This is a genomic window from Micromonospora sp. M61 (genome assembly GCF_018070245.1).
GTDB classification, from domain to species: Bacteria; Actinomycetota; Actinomycetes; order Mycobacteriales; family Micromonosporaceae; genus Micromonospora; species Micromonospora zamorensis.
In genome coordinates, this window is record NZ_JAGPYA010000054.1 from 1 (window position 1) to 15,459 (window position 15,459).

Consider the following 15,459-nt stretch of genomic DNA (forward strand, 5'->3'; position numbering starts at 1 on the left):
GGTTTCGGTAGCGAAAAGCCGGCCGGAGACACCCTCGGGGTGCCTCCGGCCGGCTATGTCGGTTTGCGGATTTAGTTCGCCATCAGATCGGCGCCACGCCAGCTGAAATCGGGCTCCGTCGCGAACCGCTCGGTGATCTTCACGAGATCCTCCGCGTACTTGTTCGCATGGTGCCCGCAGAACACCAGCTCGCTCCCACCCGTCAGGGTGATCCGGAGCTTCCCGGCAGCATTGCAGCGGTCGCACCGTTCATCGGCGGCTGGGGGAGCCGCCGTCACGGGCGGCGGCGTGAGGGTCGGGGTCATCGCCTTCCTCCTCTGGTCGTCACCGATGAACAATCTCTTCGGTCGTTGCTCACCTATGGTGCAACACCCTTACTAGGCACTGCCTTCCCTGTGTGCCCGCGGGGGACCGAGGTCACACCTGGCAGGGACAGTGTGCCGTGCACCCAGGGTGCCACGTCAACGATCACATTCGTGCATCCGGACGATCACCATCTGGTGTTGCACACCAGGTGGTCAAAACGACACGTTCGGTTGACGAAACCCGCTCAGTCCAGGTAATCCCGGAGGACCTGCGACCGGGACGGGTGACGCAGTTTGGACATCGTCTTGGACTCGATCTGCCGGATCCGCTCCCGGGTCACCCCGTAGACCTGGCCGATCTCGTCCAGCGTCCGCGGCTGACCGTCGGTCAGGCCGAAGCGCAGGCGTACCACACCCGCCTCACGCTCGGAGAGCGTCTGCAGCACCTGCTGGAGCTGGTCCTGCAGGAGCGAGAACGAAACCGCGTCCACCGCGACCACGGCCTCGGAGTCCTCGATGAAGTCACCGAGTTGGCTGTCGCCCTCGTCGCCGATGGTCTGGTCCAGTGAGATGGGCTCCCGAGCGTACTGCTGGATCTCCAGCACCTTCTCGGGTGTGATGTCCATCTCCTTGGCCAGCTCCTCCGGAGTGGGCTCGCGGCCCAGGTCCTGGAGCAGCTCACGCTGTATGCGGCCAAGCTTGTTGATGACCTCGACCATGTGCACCGGGATGCGGATGGTGCGGGCCTGGTCGGCCATCGCGCGGGTGATCGCCTGCCGGATCCACCAGGTGGCGTACGTGGAGAACTTGTAGCCCTTGGTGTAGTCGAACTTCTCCACCGCGCGGATCAGGCCGAGGTTGCCCTCCTGGATCAGGTCGAGGAACGCCATGCCACGGCCCGTGTACCTCTTGGCCAGCGACACCACCAGTCGGAGGTTTGCCTCCAGGAGGTGGTTCTTGGCCCGCTCGCCGTCGCGGGAGATCCAGCCCAGGTCACGGACCATGTCCCGGACGAGCTTCTCCTCGCCCTCGTCGGCCGCGCGCAGCCGCTCGGCGGCGTAGAGCCCGGCCTCGATCCGCTTGGCCAGCTCCACCTCCTGCTCGGCGTTGAGCAGCGGAACCTTGCCGATCTGCTTCAGGTATGCACGGACCGAGTCGGCCGAGGCGGTCAGCTCGGCGTCGCGCCGGGCCTGCTTGAGGGCCTCGGACTCCTCGTCGTCCCACTCGAAGTCGTTGTCGGTCGCCGAGGCGGCGGCGTCGGTCTCGGCGGCCTGGGCCAGCTCGGCCGGCTCCTCGACCACCACGTCCTCGATGGCGGCGGCCAGCTCCTCCGGGTCGATCTCACCCTCGGCGCCCTCGCCCTTGGCCTTGGTGCCGGCCTTGGCGCCAGCGGCGGCGACCGTGGCCTTGGTGGCCCGGGTCGACTTGGTGGCCTTCGCCGGCGTCGCACCGCCCTCGGCGGGGGTGGCCTTGCGGGCGGCCACCTTGCGCGGGGCAGGCGCGGACGGCGCGTCGTCGGAGGCGGGCGCCTGCTTCGGGGCGGGCGCCGCGGCCTTCTTGGTGGTCTTGGCAGTGGTGGCCCGGGACGCCGGCGTGGTCGAACGGGCCGCGGCGACGCGGCGGCGGGTGCTCGCCGAGCCGTCCACCACCACGGTCACTCCCGCCTCGGAGAGCGCCCGCAGAATCTTCTTGGCCTGGGCCGGAGTCACCTCGGCGGACTCGACGGTGCGCGCGAGCTGGGCCGACGTGAGCTGACCACCGGCGCTCTGCGCGTGGGCGATCAGGGTGTCGGTGAGCGAGCGAACGTCGGCGCCGGTCTGGCGGGGTTCTGTCACGAATGACCTTCCGGAGGCGAAGAGCGGGCACGGCCGGGTTGTCCGGCACAGCGTGGGGCAACCGGGCCGGGCAGTGTGGTTGAGGGACCCCCGTGTCCCGGACCGGCCGATGGTCGGCGGTCCGTGGCGCGTGGGCAGGGGTGAATTGTAACGCCGTCTGCCGCGATCTTCCTGCGCCGCACTGCTTAACGGCGGTGGGACCGCCGATTCGGCGCTGATGTGGACTTTGTAAGGATGATACTCGCGCGGGGCGCGGAACGCCCCGGTCGCGTGGAAGGGGACGTTGGGATGGACCGTTCGGCGCCGTCACCTCGGGAACTTTTGGCGGTCGCGCTGGGCGTCGCGCGCGACGCGGCGGCCACCGCGTACCGGATGCGGGTCGAGGGTGTCTCGGTGGCGGCGACCAAGAGCACTGTCACCGACGTGGTCACCGCGGCGGACCGGGCGGTCGAACGGCAGGTGCTCGACGCGCTGAAGCAGTTGCGGCCGGACGACGCGGTGCTCGGCGAAGAATACGGCATTCGGGACACCGGGCCGGTCGCGCCGGGCGGGGTGCGCTGGATCATCGACCCGATCGACGGCACCGTCAACTACCTCTACGGGCTGCCGTACAGCGCGGTGTCGCTGGCCGCCGAGGTGGACGGGGTGGTGGTCGCCGGCGTGGTGCGCAACGTGAGCACCGGCGAGGAGTGGACGGCCACGGTCGGGGGCGGGGCCTGGCGCGACGGTGTCCGGTTGCGCTGCTCCGGCGAGACTGACCTGGGGCAGGCGTTGGTCGGCACCGGCTTCGGCTACGACGCCGGACGCCGCACGCACCAGGCCCAGGTGGTGGCTGGGCTGATCGCACACGTCCGGGACATCCGTCGGCTCGGTGCCGCCGCGCTGGATCTCTGCCTGGTCGCGGAGGGTCGGCTCGACGCGTACTTCGAGAAGGGCCTCGCGGCCTGGGACCTGGCGGCCGGCGGGCTGGTGGCCGCCGAGGCGGGCGTGCGTGTCGCCGGCCTGGCCGGTGGGCCGCCGGGGCCCGATCTGGTGGTCGCGGCCCCGCCCGCGCTCTTCGGGCCGCTGCACGACCGGCTGGCCGAGCTGGATGCCGCTGGCGGGCCCTGAGCGGCCGTCAGGGCGGTCAGGCCGTCACTTGGCGACGGGGGACGGGCAGGAGCCCTTGGGTGCCCGTGGCGCGCCGATGTCGCCGAGGGACTGGTTGACCTCGGTCGTGGTGGCGAGCTGCTGGAAGCCGTTGCCCAGCACCACGTCCACGACGTCGTCGGTGCGCTTCGGGTCGTAGCCCGGCACGGCGTTGTTGAGGAAGTACGCCTGCAGCAGGTGCGCGGAGCCGACGCCCTTCGGGCCGTAGCGCAGCACTGCCACGTCGTCGATCTCCTTGGGGTCGTTGCCGACCTTCTTCACCTGGAACTTGCGGTTGCGGAAGTCGTCCGCGACGCTGCCGGCCCGGCCGGGCTCTTCGGTCGTGTTGAACACGTTGATCTTGACGTCCTTGGGCTCGTGCAGTGTCACGTCGGCCAGCGGCCAACCCTCCGGGCAGCCCTCGGCCGTGCCCGCCTTCCCCTGGGTGTCCCGGATGATCGCGGTGACCACGAACGCCAGGGCCAGCACCCCGAGCAGGCCGACGACGACGAGTGCTCGCACTCGCGCAAAACTCATCTGGGCACTCCCGGGACCTCAGGTGGGTGGCGGCAGCCGGCAACGATCAGACTGGCCGCCGGCCGTCGAATACGCCGCTGAGGTTAACGGTTGTCCGGCCGTCGCGTGGAAACAGCCCGACATGCCGGCGCGCCGACCGCGAACCGGGTACTACTACCCCTATCTTCGTGTCGCCTGAATCACATTGGGAACAACTTCGCGTGCGGGGGCGTACATCTCAGCCGCAAGGGCGGTATACATGCCTCGCCCAAGGGGGGGTAAGGTTCCGCGCTCGCAGGGGAGTCGCCCCAGCGAGCTCGACCCGTTCGGTCCTCGGGTCGGGTGCCCGACACAAGTGGTGGCCGGCCAGCGGAACCGAAACAGCGTCGTCCGGCGTTACAACCGGAAGCGACAACATCGATATGGGAGAGTGAAACCGATGGCCACCGACTACGACGCCCCGCGTCGCGACGAGGTCGACCTCGGCGAGGACAGCCTGGAAGAGCTCAAGGCACGGCGCGTCGACTCACAGTCGGGCGCGGTGGACGTCGACGAGGCCGAGGTGGCCGAGAGCTTCGAGCTGCCCGGTGCCGATCTGGCCGACGAGGAGCTCACGGTCAAGGTGCTTCCGATGCAGCAGGACGAGTTCCGGTGCGCCCGCTGCTTCCTGGTACATCACCGTAGCCAGCTGGCAGTCGAGCGTAACGGCGAGTTGATCTGCCGCGAGTGCGTCTGACAACCACGACACCGGCGGCGGCCTCCTGAACGGGGCCGCCGCTGCTGGTGTAGGCGTGCGCCGGTAGTGGGTACCTGCTTGACTCGTAGCGGGTAGCCACAGCACCGGGAGGTCCGATGAGCGATCGAGGCGGCACCACCGACGATGGCACGGGCAGCGTTGGTGCCACCGGCGGCACGGACGACCTCGGCGCCACCGTCGCGGCGTTGACCGCGGACGACCTCGCTCCGGCCCGTCGCCGCCAACTGCTGACCCGGATGGTCGGGCAGGCCCGCGCCCGGGGCATCTCCGACCTGTTCAAGCCCCGTGCCGCCGTGCGCTGGATGGTCGACACCGTCACCGAGGTCGCCCCGCACATCCCGGTGCGGGACCTGGCCACCCTGCGCCGCCATTTCCCCGGCCTGGACGACGCCGCGCTGGCCGACCGGCTCATCCGCAACGCGTCCCGGGCCACCGCCGCGATCGGCGCGGCCGGCGGGGGAGTCGCCGCCGTCGAGTGGACGGTCGCCCCGACCCTGCTCTCCGCGCCGGTGCTGCTCGCCGCCGAGACCGTCGCCGTGGTGTCGGTGGAACTGAAACTGGTCGGTGAGCTGCACGAGGTCCACGGCGTGGCGCTACCGGAGGGCGGCAGCCAACGGGCGGTCGCCCTGGTGCACTCCTGGGCCACCCAGCGTGGGGTCAACCCGATGGTGCCCGGCGTGGGGGTGGGCGCGGTGCTCGGCACCGCGGCCCGCAAGGAACTGCGGGACATGCTGCTGCGGCGTTTCGGTCGCAACCTCACCACGCTCGGGCCGTTCCTGACCGGCGCGGCTGTGGCCAGCTTCCTCAACCGCCGGGCCACCCAGCAGATGGCCGAGCAGCTTCAGGTGGACCTGCGCCGGCGGGGCATCGCCCGACCCGCGCCACCGGCGGCATTGCCCGGCCCACCGACCGGCACCTGACCGGGTCGGCGGCGTCGGATCAGCCCTGCTCACCCGTGGTGGGTCGGGAGAGCGCCAGAGCGTCCCGCTCGGCCAGCACCGCCTCCGCCAGCTCGACGGGGTGCCGCGTGCTCACCACCCAGAACGGGGTCGGATCGGCCGGGTCGTCGAGCACCACCTGCACGGCGCCGCCGATCCACGGCCGCTGCACCACGAAGGCGAGCGGGTCCGCGCCGACCCCGAGCACCTCACGGCGGCCGGCCACGTCCAGCGGCACCACGTCGGCCACGAAGCGGACCGGCAGGCGGGCGTCGTCCACCCGCAGCTCGGAGTCGGCGACCCCGATCCGGATCCGGCCGAGCCACCACAACCCTGCCGCGGTGAGGGGCAGCAGCACGACGAACGGCAGCCAGGCGCGCACGCCGGCGGCGCCCATCCAGATCTCGACGGCCAGCAGCGCGGCGGCCACCAGCCCGCCCAGCCACAACCACCAGGGCAGATCCAACCGTTCGGCGTACGCCGGGCGGGCGTCGACCGGCGGCTGATCGGCGGAGGGAGAGGGCGACATGCTCACTCCTGCGAGGGTACGGCGCACGGCGGCTCGGCGAACCGGCAGGATGGCAGGGTCACCCCGAGAACCGGACGGAAGAGGGGACCCGTGACCGACGTCGTACCCGTGCCCGTGCAGCTGCTCGACTCCGAGCTGCCGCTGCCCACGTACGCCCATCCCGGCGACGCCGGGGCCGACCTGGTGGCGGCCGCGGACGTGGAACTTCCGCCCGGTGGCCGTGCCCTGGTGCCCACCGGCGTGGCCATCGCGCTGCCGGAGGGGTACGTGGGTCTGGTCCATCCCCGTTCCGGTCTGGCGGCCAGGCTCGGCGTGACGGTGCTCAACGCGCCCGGTACGGTCGACGCCGGCTACCGGGGTGAGATCCTGGTCAACCTGATCAATCATGATCGGGATGTGCCGGCGAAGATCTCCCGCGGCGACCGGATCGCGCAGCTCGTGGTCCAGCAGGTCGCACGGGTGCGGTTCGAGCCGGTGGTCGAGCTGCCCACGTCCCGGCGTGGGGTCGGCGGGCACGGGTCGACCGGCGGGCACGCCGGGCTGGTGCCGTCGCCGACGGGCCAGGACCGGGTCGAGCGGCGGCCAGATGAGCCGGGCCGCGGGCAGACGGAAGAGGTGGCAGGGTGAGTGTGAACAGCGGAGGGCAGGCGCAGTGATCTTCTCCCGAAAGCGGGCCGACGCCGAGCGGCAGACCCGTGACGAGCGGGCCACCCAGGTCCCCGACCAGGGCGATGCGGCGCCGACGTTGGAGCGCGGCCCGTACGACATCTCCGAGAGCTACGACGACGTGCAGCGACTCGACCTGGGCAGCCTGCACATCCCGGCGATCGCCGACGTCGAGGTGCGGGTGCAGGCCGACCCGCAGGGTGTGGTCCAGCAGGTGGTGCTGGTGCATGGCGACAACGCACTCCAGCTGGGCGTCTTCGCCGCCCCCCGGTCCGAGGGGATCTGGGGCGAGGTGCGCGAGGAGATCCGGCAGTCCCTGCTGCGCGACGGCGCGAGCGCTCAGGAGGTCGAGGGCGAGTACGGCCCGGAGCTGCACGCCCAGGTGAACACCCCGGACGGCCCGACGAACCTGCGGTTCGTCGGCATCGACGGGCCGCGCTGGATGGTCCGCGGCGTGTTCCAGGGCCCGGTGGCCACCAACCCGGCCGTGGCCGGGCCGCTGGTGGAGTGCCTGGACGGCCTGGTGGTCGACCGTGGCCAGGAGGCCAAGCCGGTCCGTGAGCCGCTGCCGCTGCGGCTGCCCCGCGAGATCGCCGACCAGGCCGAGGCCGAGGCGGGCGCCGCCGCCGCCGAGCCGCGCCAGGTCTGACCCGCGCGCACCGGCCCGCCGGAACCAGCCCCGTCGGCGTACGCTGGCGGCACGGTTCCGGCGCCGCCGGTGCCGGCCGGGGACGGCGAGCGTGGAGAGGGTGACGCGGAGGTCATGACGACCGACGAGGGCCGGGTGTCGCTGCGGCGCATCCTGCAACGGTTCACCGCCAGCGAGGCCGAGATAGACGCGCAGGAGCTGCGGCGCGAGAGCGCCCAGTGCGGCGGGATCCCGGCACAGCAGTGCTCCCGGGGTCAGCTGGTGTCGGTCGCCGGTCGGCTGCGCACGGTGGTCTATACGCCGCGCACCAACCTGCCCACCCTGGAGGCCGACCTGTATGACGGCAGCGACGTGGTCACCCTGGTCTGGTTGGGTCGACGGCACATCGCCGGGATCGAGCCGGGCCGGCACCTGACCGCCCGTGGCCGGGTGGCGGTGCGCGACGAGCGCAAGGTGATCTACAACCCCTACTACGAGCTGGACTCGCCGAAGTGACGGCGTTGCGGACGGAAGGCCGGCGATGACGACGGGACAGCACCGGGCGGCGCAGCCGGACACCGGCCCTCCGGAGGAGGAGCCGCTGCCGACGATCGCCGAGCAGATGGCCGACCAGCTCGGCGGCTGGCGGGGCCTGGTCGAGTCGAGCATCCCGGTCGTGGTCTTCGTTCTCGCCAACGTCATCGGCGAGCTGCGACCGGCGGTGATCGCCTCGGTCTCCGTCGCGCTGCTGATCGCCGGGCTGCGGCTGGCCCAGCGTCGGCCGATCCGGCATGCCATCAACGGGCTGTTCGGCGTCGGCGTCGGCGCGGCCATCGCCTGGCGCACCGGCGACGAGCGCGATTTCTACCTTCCCGGCATCCTCTACGGCATTGGGTACGGTGTCGCCCTGCTGATCTCGGCGGCGATCCGGCAGCCGCTGGTGGGCTGGATCTGGTCGGTGCTGGTCGCCAAGGGCCGCTCGGAATGGCGCACCGACCCGAAGCTGGTGCGCACCTTCACCCAGCTCACCGTGCTGTGGGGCGTGGTCTGGCTGGCCAAGGTGGGCGTGCAGGCCGGGCTCTACCTGGCCCACCAGGACACCGCGCTGGGCGTGGCCCGGCTGGCGCTGGGCTACCCGCCGTACGCGCTGCTGCTGCTGATCACGGTCTGGACGGTGCGCCGGGTCACCCGGGAGTCGTCGCCGACCCCGCTGCCCGGCGGCTGACCGAACGGTCCGTCGGCTCAGCGTGAGCTGCGGGTCCGCTCGACGCTGTCCGGCCCGAGGATCACCGCACGGACCTGGTCCTCCACCTCGGCGGTGCAGACGAAGATCAGCTCGTCGCCGGCCTCGATCGGGTCGTCCGGGCTGGGCACCAGGACCCGCTTGCCGCGCAGGATCGCCACCAGCGCGGAGTCGCGGGGCAGCGGCACGGCGTGGATCGGCTGACCGACGTAGGGCGCGGTCGGCGGCAGGGTGATCTCGACCAGGTTCGCCTCACCCTGGCGGAAGGTCATCAGCCGGACCAGGTCGCCGACGGTGACGGCCTCCTCGACCAGCGCGGCCATCACCCGCGGCTTGCTCACCGCGACGTCGACGCCCCACTGTTCGGTGAACAGCCACTCGTTCTCGGCCCGGTTGACCCGGGCCACCACGCGCGGCACCGCGAACTCGGTCTTGGCCAGCAGCGACAGCACCAGGTTGGTCTTGTCGTCGCCGGTCGCCGCGACCACCACGTCGCACCCGGCGATGTTGGCCTCCTCCAGGCTGGCCACCTCGCACGCGTCGGCGAGCACCCACTCGGCCGCCGGCACCCGGTCCGGGCGCAGCATCTTGGGTTGGCGTTCGATCAGCATCACCTGGTGGCCGTTGTCGATCAGCTCCTGGGCGATCGAGCGGCCCACGTTGCCCGCGCCCGCGATGGCGACCCGCATGGCTCAGTGCCCCCCTTCCGGCGGCGCCGCCGCCACCGACGTGACCGTCGCCACGATGTCATCGCTGACCAGCATGAACACCTGGTCACCCTCCTGTACGACGGTGGAGCCGGTGGGCAGCGTGCCGATGCCGAAGCGGATCAGGTAGGCGACCCGTGCGCCGGACGCCTCCTCCAGTGTGCGCAACGACCGGCCGATCCAGTCCTTGTGGACCGGCACCTCGACGATCGACACGGTGCTCGTGGGGTCGCGGAAGATCTCCACGTTGCCCTCCGGCACCAGGTGCCGCAGCATCCGGTCGGCAGTCCAGCGCACTGTCGCGACGGTGGGGATGCCCAGCCGCTCGTAGACCTGCGCCCGGCGCTGGTCGTAGATGCGGGCGGCGACCCGGGACACGCCGAACGTCTCGCGGGCCAGCCGCGCCGAAATGATGTTGGAGTTGTCGCCGCTCGACACCGCCGCGAAGGCGTCCGCGCGCTCGATGCCGGCCTGTCGGAGAACTTCGCCGTCGAAGCCGGCCCCGGTCACCGTGATCCCGGCGAAGTCGGGGCCGAGCCGGCGGAACGCGTCGGCGTCCTGGTCGATCACCGCCACCGAGTGTCCTCGGGACTCCAGGCTGTGGGCGAGGGTCGACCCGACCCGGCCACATCCCATGATCACGACGTGCACGCTGTCCCTCCCAAGGTGCGTACCGCCCCCGCTTCCGGTGGCCTCCGAGTGCGAGCCTGCCACGTCCGGGTGGGAAGCGGGGACCGACCGTACCCCGTCGTCGTGAGCAGCCGTGATCGCCCACCCCCGCGCCCCCGCCGTGGTGGTCGTACCCTTGGCGTTCGTGGCCAGTCCCACCTCGCTGCTGAAGCGGCTCCTCCTCGGTCGACCGTTCCGGTCCGACCGGCTTCAGCACACCCTCCTGCCGAAGCGCATCGCGCTGCCCGTGTTCGCGTCCGACGCGCTGTCCAGCGTCGCGTACGCGCCCGACGAGATCCTGCTCACCCTCTCCATCGCCGGCGCCTCGGCGTTCCTGTTCTCTCCATGGATCGCGCTGGCAGTGGTCGTGGTGATGCTCACCGTGGTGGCCAGCTACCGGCAGAACGTGTACGCCTACCCGTCCGGCGGTGGCGACTACGAGGTGGCCACTGTCAACCTGGGCCCGAAGTTCGGCGTCGGGGTGGCCAGTGCGCTGCTGGTCGACTACGTGCTCACGGTGGCGGTGTCGGTCTCCTCCGGGGTGGCCAACCTCGGCTCGGTGGTGCCGTTCGTGGCCACCCACAAGGTCCTGATCGCGGTGATCGCGGTGGTGCTGCTGACCGCTGTCAACCTGCGCGGGCTGCGCGAGTCGGGCACGGCGTTCGCCATCCCCACCTACGGTTTCGTGATCGTGATGCTCGGGATGCTGCTCACCGGGCTGTTCCGGGTCTTCGTGCTGGGCGACGACCTCCGTGCACCGAGCGCCGACCTGGTGATCCAGGCCGAGCACAGCGTGACCGGGTTCGCGCTCATCTTCCTGCTGCTGCGGACGTTCAGCTCGGGCGCCGCCGCGCTCACCGGCGTGGAGGCGATCTCCAACGGTGTGCCGGCGTTCAAGGCCCCGAAGAGCCGCAATGCCGCCACCACCCTGTTGCTGCTCGGCGCCATCTCGGTGAGCATGCTGGTCGGGATCATCTGGCTGGCCCGGCTGACCCACCTGCAGTTTGTCGAGGACCCGGCCCTGCAGATCGTCTCCGGCCCTGAGGGGTACGTGCAGAAGACCGTCACCACCCAGCTCGGTGAGACGGTCTTCGGTTCCGGGTCGATCCTGCTCTACGTGCTGGCCGGGGTGACCGCCCTGATCCTGTTCCTGGCCGCGAACACCGCGTTCAACGGGTTCCCGGTGCTCGGCTCGATCCTCGCGCAGGACCGCTACCTGCCCCGCCAGTTCCACACCCGCGGCGACCGGCTGGCGTTCTCCAACGGCATCACCTTCCTGGCCCTCTTCGCGATCGTGCTGATCGTCGGCTTCCAGGCCGAGGTGACGAAGCTGATCCAGCTCTACATCGTCGGGGTCTTCGTCTCGTTCACCGTCTCCCAGGCCGGCATGATCCGGCACTGGAACCGGCACCTGCGGACCGAGCGGGACCCGGAGGCACGCCGCAAGATGTACCGGTCCCGGGCGATCAACACGTTCGGCATGGGCCTGACCGGCACGGTGCTGGTGATCGTCCTGGTCACGAAGTTCCTGCTCGGCGCCTGGATCGCGATCGCCGCGATGGCGGTGATCTACGTGCTGATGCTGGCCATCCGCCGGCACTACGACCGTATCGCCGTCGAGCTGACCCCGCCGGACGAGGGCCGGGCCACGCTGCCCGCCCGCAACCACGCGATCGTGCTGGTCAGCAAACTGCACCAGCCGACACTGCGGGCCATCGCCTACGCCCGGGCCACCCGGCCGGACACGCTGACCGCAGTGACCGTCAACGTGGACGACAAGGACACCCGGGATCTGCAGGCCGACTGGGAGCGGCGGGAAATGGCCATCCCGCTCACCGTGATCGACTCGCCGTACCGGGAGATCACCCGCCCGATCCTGGACTTCGTCGCCTCCACCCGCCGCAAGTCACCCCGCGACGTGGTCACCGTCTTCATCCCGGAGTACGTGGTCGGCCGCTGGTGGGAGAACCTGCTGCACAACCAGAGCGCCCTGCGCCTCAAGGGCCGACTGCTCTTCGAACCGGGGGTGATGGTGGTCAGCGTGCCGTGGCAGCTCGCGTCGACAGCGAGCAAGAACCTGGACCGGCTGGACGCCACACTGTCCCGGACACCGGCACGGGGGCCGCGCGGCACCGTGCCGCCGCTGGTCTCCGCACCGCCGGTGGTTTCTCCGCCGCCGCCCGGTGAGGGCGGCCCGGCGGACCGCGCAACGGAAGGAAACGGCCGTGACTGAGTCGGGCGGGCAGCTAACCGCGACAACCCCGGTGCCACCGGCACCCGAGCGTGGGCTGGCCGAGGCGGAACGGGTCGAGCTGACCGTCGACGCGGTCGCCCCCGGCGGGCACTGCGTGGCACGGGTGGACGGGCAGGTCGTCTTCGTCCGGCACGCGCTGCCCGGTGAACGGGTCATCGCCGAGGTCACCGAGGTGCACCGGGGGTTCGTCCGGGCCGACGCGGTGACGGTGCTGGACCCCTCACCGGACCGGGTCGAGCCGCCCTGCCCGTACGCCAGGCCGGGCGCGTGTGGCGGCTGCGACCTGCAACACGTCGCCCCGGACGCGCAACTGGCCTGGAAGACCTCAGTGGTGCGCGAGCAGCTAGTCCGCCTCGGCGGGCTGACCGACGCCGAGCTGGACAAGCTCGGCGTCCGGGTCGAGGCGCTGCCCGGCGGGCTGCTCGGCTGGCGCTCCCGGGTCCGGTACGCCGTGGACGCCGCGGACCGGGCCGGTCTGCTCAAGCACCGGTCGCACGAGGTGGTGCCGATCGACCGCTGCCGGATCGCCCACCCGGCCATCCAGCAGCTGCCGGTGCTCACCGAGCGCTGGCCGGCCGCCGAGGCGGTCGAGACGATCGCCAGCACCGGCGGGGACGTGACCGTCACGGAGATCCGCGACGGGGTGCCCACCCTGGTGAGCGGGCCGACCGAGGTCCGCGAGGTGGCCGCCGGACGGGACTGGGCGCTGCCCGCGTCCGCGTTCTGGCAGGTGCACCCGGCCGCGGCGGACACCCTCTGCGCGGCGGTGCTGGACCTGCTGGATCCACAGCCGGGCGAGACCGGATGGGACCTCTACGGCGGCGCTGGGCTGTTCGCCGCGGCCCTCGCCGGACGGGTCGGCGACGCCCGGATCACCCTGGTCGAGTCGAGCCGGGACGGGGTGGACGCGGCCCGGGCCAACCTGGCCGACCTGCCCCAGGTCGAGGTGGTCGCCGCCCGGGTGGAGACCGCGCTGACCCGCCGACGGATCACCGGCCCGGTCGACGTGGTGGTGCTCGACCCGCCGCGCTCCGGCGCGGGCGCCCAGGTGGTGCGTGACATCGTCGCCGCCGGCCCGCGAGCGGTCGCGTACGTGGCCTGTGACCCGGCGGCCTTCGCCCGGGACGTACGCACCTTCACCGAGCTCGGTTGGCGGCTGGCGGCGCTGCGGGGCTTCGACCTGTTCCCGATGACACAGCACGTCGAGCAGGTGGGGCTGCTGCTCCCGCCGCGGATCGCGCTCTGACCAGGGGCTCAGCCGACCCGCACGGCCCGGGCCTCTCGGCCCAGGCTGCGGAGTACCGGGCGGCCGATAGACTCTCCGGTCATGAGTGTTGAAGAGGACACGGCCAACCACGGCCGGCTGCTGGGGACGGTACGCGGTCCGCAGGACGTCAAGCGGATGTCGGGCGAGGAGCTGGACGTCCTCGCCGCCGAGATCCGGGACTTCCTGATCGCCAAGGTCTCCCGCACCGGCGGGCACGTCGGGCCCAACCTCGGTGTGGTCGAGCTGACGCTGGCCATGCACCGCGTCTTCGACTCGCCCCGGGACCGGCTCCTGTTCGACACCGGCCACCAGGCGTACGTGCACAAGATCCTCACCGGGCGCCAGGCCGGCTTCGACAAGCTCCGTCAGCGCGGTGGCCTCTCCGGCTACCCCAGCCAGGCGGAGAGCGAGCACGACCTCATCGAGAACTCGCACGCCTCCACCGCGCTCTCCTACGCCGACGGCCTCGCCAAGGCGTACGCGCTGCGTGGTGAGGCCCGCAGCGTCGTGGCCGTGGTCGGCGACGGCGCGCTCACCGGTGGCATGTGCTGGGAGGCGCTGAACAACATCGCCACCGCCGGCAACTCCCTCGTGATCGTGGTCAACGACAACGGCCGGTCCTACTCGCCGACCATCGGCGGGCTGGCCGACCACCTCTCCTCGCTGCGGCTCAACCCCGGCTACGAGAAGGTCCTCGACACCGTCAAGGACGCCCTCGGCTCCACGCCGCTGGTCGGCAAGCCGATGTACGAGGTGCTGCACGCGGTCAAGAAGGGCATCAAGGACGCGGTCGCCCCGCAGGCCATGTTCGAGGACCTGGGCATCAAGTACGTGGGTCCGGTGGACGGGCACGACGTGGCAGCCGTCGAGGCGGCGCTGCGCGCGGCGAAGAACTTCGGCGGCCCGGTGATCGTGCACGCGGTCACCCGCAAGGGCTACGGCTACCGCCCGGCCGAGGAGGACGAGGCGGACTGCCTGCACGGCCCGAGCAGCGCCTTCGACGTCGAGACCGGCGCGCTGCTGGCCGCCCCGTCGGTGAAGTGGACGCACGTCTTCGCCGACGAGCTGCTGGCCGTCGCCGACGAGCGGCCGGACGTGGTGGGCATCACCGCCGCGATGGCCGAGCCGACCGGCATCGCCAAGCTGGCTCGCAAGTACCCCGAGCGGGTGTACGACGTGGGCATCGCCGAGCAGCACGCCGCCACCTCGGCGGCCGGGTTGGCGCTCGGCGGTCTGCACCCGGTGGTCGCGGTCTACGCCACCTTCCTCAACCGCGCCTTCGACCAGGTCCTGCTGGACGTGGCGATGCACAAACTGCCGGTGACCTTCGTGTTGGACCGGGCGGGCATCACCGGCCCGGACGGCCCCAGCCACTACGGCATCTGGGACATGTCGGTCTTCGGGGTGGTGCCCGGGCTGCGGATCGCCGCTCCCCGTGACGCCGCCACGCTGCGGGAGGAGCTGCGCGAGGCGGTGGCCGTCGACGACGGCCCCACCGTGGTGCGCTTCCCGACCGGCGCGGTCGCCGCGGACCTGCCGGCGCTGCGCCGGGTGGGCCCGGTCGACGTGTTGGCCGAGTCGGCGCGTACCGACGTGCTGCTGGTCGCTGTCGGCTCGTTCGGCCAGCTGGGCATGGAGGTGGCCGCCCGGGTCGCCGAGCAGGGCTACGGCGTCACCGTCGTCGACCCCCGCTGGGTGCGTCCGGTCCCGGCGGAGCTGGTCGACCTGGCCGCCCGCCACCGGCTCGTGGTCAGCGTCGAGGACGGCGTCCGGGTCGGCGGGGTGGGCGACGCGCTCGCCCAGGCCATGCGCGACGCCGACGTCCGGGTGCCGCTCAAGGACCTGGGCGTACCGGCCGAGTGGCACCCGCACGGCACCCGCGCGCAGATCCTTGCGGACCTGGGCCTGACCGCCCAGGACGTGGCGCGCAACGTGACTGGCTGGATCTCCGGCCTGGACGCCACCCCGGACCGCCTCACCCCCAGCGACGCGGCCGCGCAGAACTGACGAAACGAGG

16 protein-coding genes are annotated in these 15,459 nt (G+C 71.7%); 10 read left to right on the forward strand and 6 right to left on the reverse strand.

The annotated features are described in order from the left end of the window. Nucleotides 1–71: 71 nt before the first annotated feature. Together KBX34_RS25530 and KBX34_RS25535 are read right to left on the reverse strand one after the other, a co-directional pair. Complete coding sequence (locus tag KBX34_RS25530) at nucleotides 72–305, reverse strand: hypothetical protein (protein ID WP_030489368.1); 234 nt, start codon at nucleotides 303–305, stop codon at nucleotides 72–74. 245 nt (nucleotides 306–550) lie between these two features. Continuing rightward, complete coding sequence (locus tag KBX34_RS25535; protein WP_141908338.1) at nucleotides 551–2,140, reverse strand: RNA polymerase sigma factor; 1,590 nt, start codon at nucleotides 2,138–2,140, stop codon at nucleotides 551–553. 288 nt (nucleotides 2,141–2,428) lie between these two features. On the opposite strand from KBX34_RS25535, the gene KBX34_RS25540 reads away from it, so the two are divergent. After that, the gene (locus tag KBX34_RS25540; protein WP_088946804.1) at nucleotides 2,429–3,250 is read left to right on the forward strand and encodes an inositol monophosphatase family protein; all 822 of its coding nucleotides are present in this window, start codon (nucleotides 2,429–2,431) and stop codon (nucleotides 3,248–3,250) included. A gap of 24 nt (nucleotides 3,251–3,274) precedes the next feature. On the opposite strand, the gene KBX34_RS25545 is transcribed toward KBX34_RS25540, so the two are convergent. Continuing rightward, complete coding sequence (locus tag KBX34_RS25545; RefSeq protein ID WP_210792392.1) at nucleotides 3,275–3,790, reverse strand: LytR C-terminal domain-containing protein; 516 nt, start codon at nucleotides 3,788–3,790, stop codon at nucleotides 3,275–3,277. A 433-nt stretch (nucleotides 3,791–4,223) separates the two neighbouring features. On the opposite strand from KBX34_RS25545, the gene KBX34_RS25550 reads away from it, so the two are divergent. Beyond that, entirely contained in the window at nucleotides 4,224–4,520 is a 297-nt protein-coding gene (locus KBX34_RS25550) for a DUF4193 domain-containing protein (RefSeq protein ID WP_007075406.1), read from the forward strand. A 116-nt stretch (nucleotides 4,521–4,636) separates the two neighbouring features. Next, nucleotides 4,637–5,461 (forward strand): hypothetical protein, encoded by an 825-nt coding sequence (locus tag KBX34_RS25555; protein ID WP_088946806.1) that lies wholly within the window; start codon nucleotides 4,637–4,639, stop codon nucleotides 5,459–5,461. A gap of 19 nt (nucleotides 5,462–5,480) precedes the next feature. On the opposite strand, the gene KBX34_RS25560 is transcribed toward KBX34_RS25555, so the two are convergent. Then, nucleotides 5,481–6,008: a DUF3093 domain-containing protein gene (locus KBX34_RS25560; RefSeq protein WP_210927381.1), complete on the reverse strand. Its 528-nt coding sequence runs from the start codon at nucleotides 6,006–6,008 to the stop codon at nucleotides 5,481–5,483. A 90-nt stretch (nucleotides 6,009–6,098) separates the two neighbouring features. Between KBX34_RS25560 and dut the strand changes: the two genes are divergently transcribed. From dut to KBX34_RS25580, 4 genes are all read left to right on the forward strand, one after another. Then, nucleotides 6,099–6,635, forward strand: coding sequence for a dUTP diphosphatase (dut, locus tag KBX34_RS25565; RefSeq protein ID WP_210792315.1), 537 nt, complete (start codon nucleotides 6,099–6,101; stop codon nucleotides 6,633–6,635). A 25-nt stretch (nucleotides 6,636–6,660) separates the two neighbouring features. Continuing rightward, nucleotides 6,661–7,323 (forward strand): DUF3710 domain-containing protein, encoded by a 663-nt coding sequence (locus tag KBX34_RS25570; protein WP_210792317.1) that lies wholly within the window; start codon nucleotides 6,661–6,663, stop codon nucleotides 7,321–7,323. A gap of 114 nt (nucleotides 7,324–7,437) precedes the next feature. Next, complete coding sequence (locus KBX34_RS25575) at nucleotides 7,438–7,818, forward strand: OB-fold nucleic acid binding domain-containing protein (RefSeq protein ID WP_088951536.1); 381 nt, start codon at nucleotides 7,438–7,440, stop codon at nucleotides 7,816–7,818. A 25-nt stretch (nucleotides 7,819–7,843) separates the two neighbouring features. Next, a complete protein-coding gene (locus KBX34_RS25580) occupies nucleotides 7,844–8,527 on the forward strand; it encodes a DUF3159 domain-containing protein (RefSeq protein WP_210927383.1) in 684 nt (227 codons plus the stop codon). A gap of 17 nt (nucleotides 8,528–8,544) precedes the next feature. Here the strand turns inward: KBX34_RS25580 and KBX34_RS25585 are convergent, their stop codons facing one another. After that, nucleotides 8,545–9,234: a TrkA family potassium uptake protein gene (locus KBX34_RS25585; protein WP_210927385.1), complete on the reverse strand. Its 690-nt coding sequence runs from the start codon at nucleotides 9,232–9,234 to the stop codon at nucleotides 8,545–8,547. A 3-nt stretch (nucleotides 9,235–9,237) separates the two neighbouring features. Further along, entirely contained in the window at nucleotides 9,238–9,903 is a 666-nt protein-coding gene (locus tag KBX34_RS25590) for a TrkA family potassium uptake protein (RefSeq protein ID WP_088946812.1), read from the reverse strand. 163 nt (nucleotides 9,904–10,066) lie between these two features. Between KBX34_RS25590 and KBX34_RS25595 the strand changes: the two genes are divergently transcribed. From KBX34_RS25595 to dxs, 3 genes are all read left to right on the forward strand, one after another. Further along, the gene (locus KBX34_RS25595) at nucleotides 10,067–12,154 is read left to right on the forward strand and encodes an APC family permease (RefSeq protein ID WP_210927386.1); all 2,088 of its coding nucleotides are present in this window, start codon (nucleotides 10,067–10,069) and stop codon (nucleotides 12,152–12,154) included. Between the two features lie 31 nt (nucleotides 12,155–12,185). After that, nucleotides 12,186–13,421, forward strand: a complete 1,236-nt coding sequence (locus KBX34_RS25600; RefSeq protein WP_210927425.1) for a class I SAM-dependent RNA methyltransferase — start codon at nucleotides 12,186–12,188, stop codon at nucleotides 13,419–13,421. Nucleotides 13,422–13,502: 81 nt separating this feature from the next. Next, nucleotides 13,503–15,449 (forward strand): 1-deoxy-D-xylulose-5-phosphate synthase, encoded by a 1,947-nt coding sequence (gene dxs / locus KBX34_RS25605; RefSeq protein ID WP_088946814.1) that lies wholly within the window; start codon nucleotides 13,503–13,505, stop codon nucleotides 15,447–15,449. Nucleotides 15,450–15,459 lie beyond the last annotated feature (10 nt).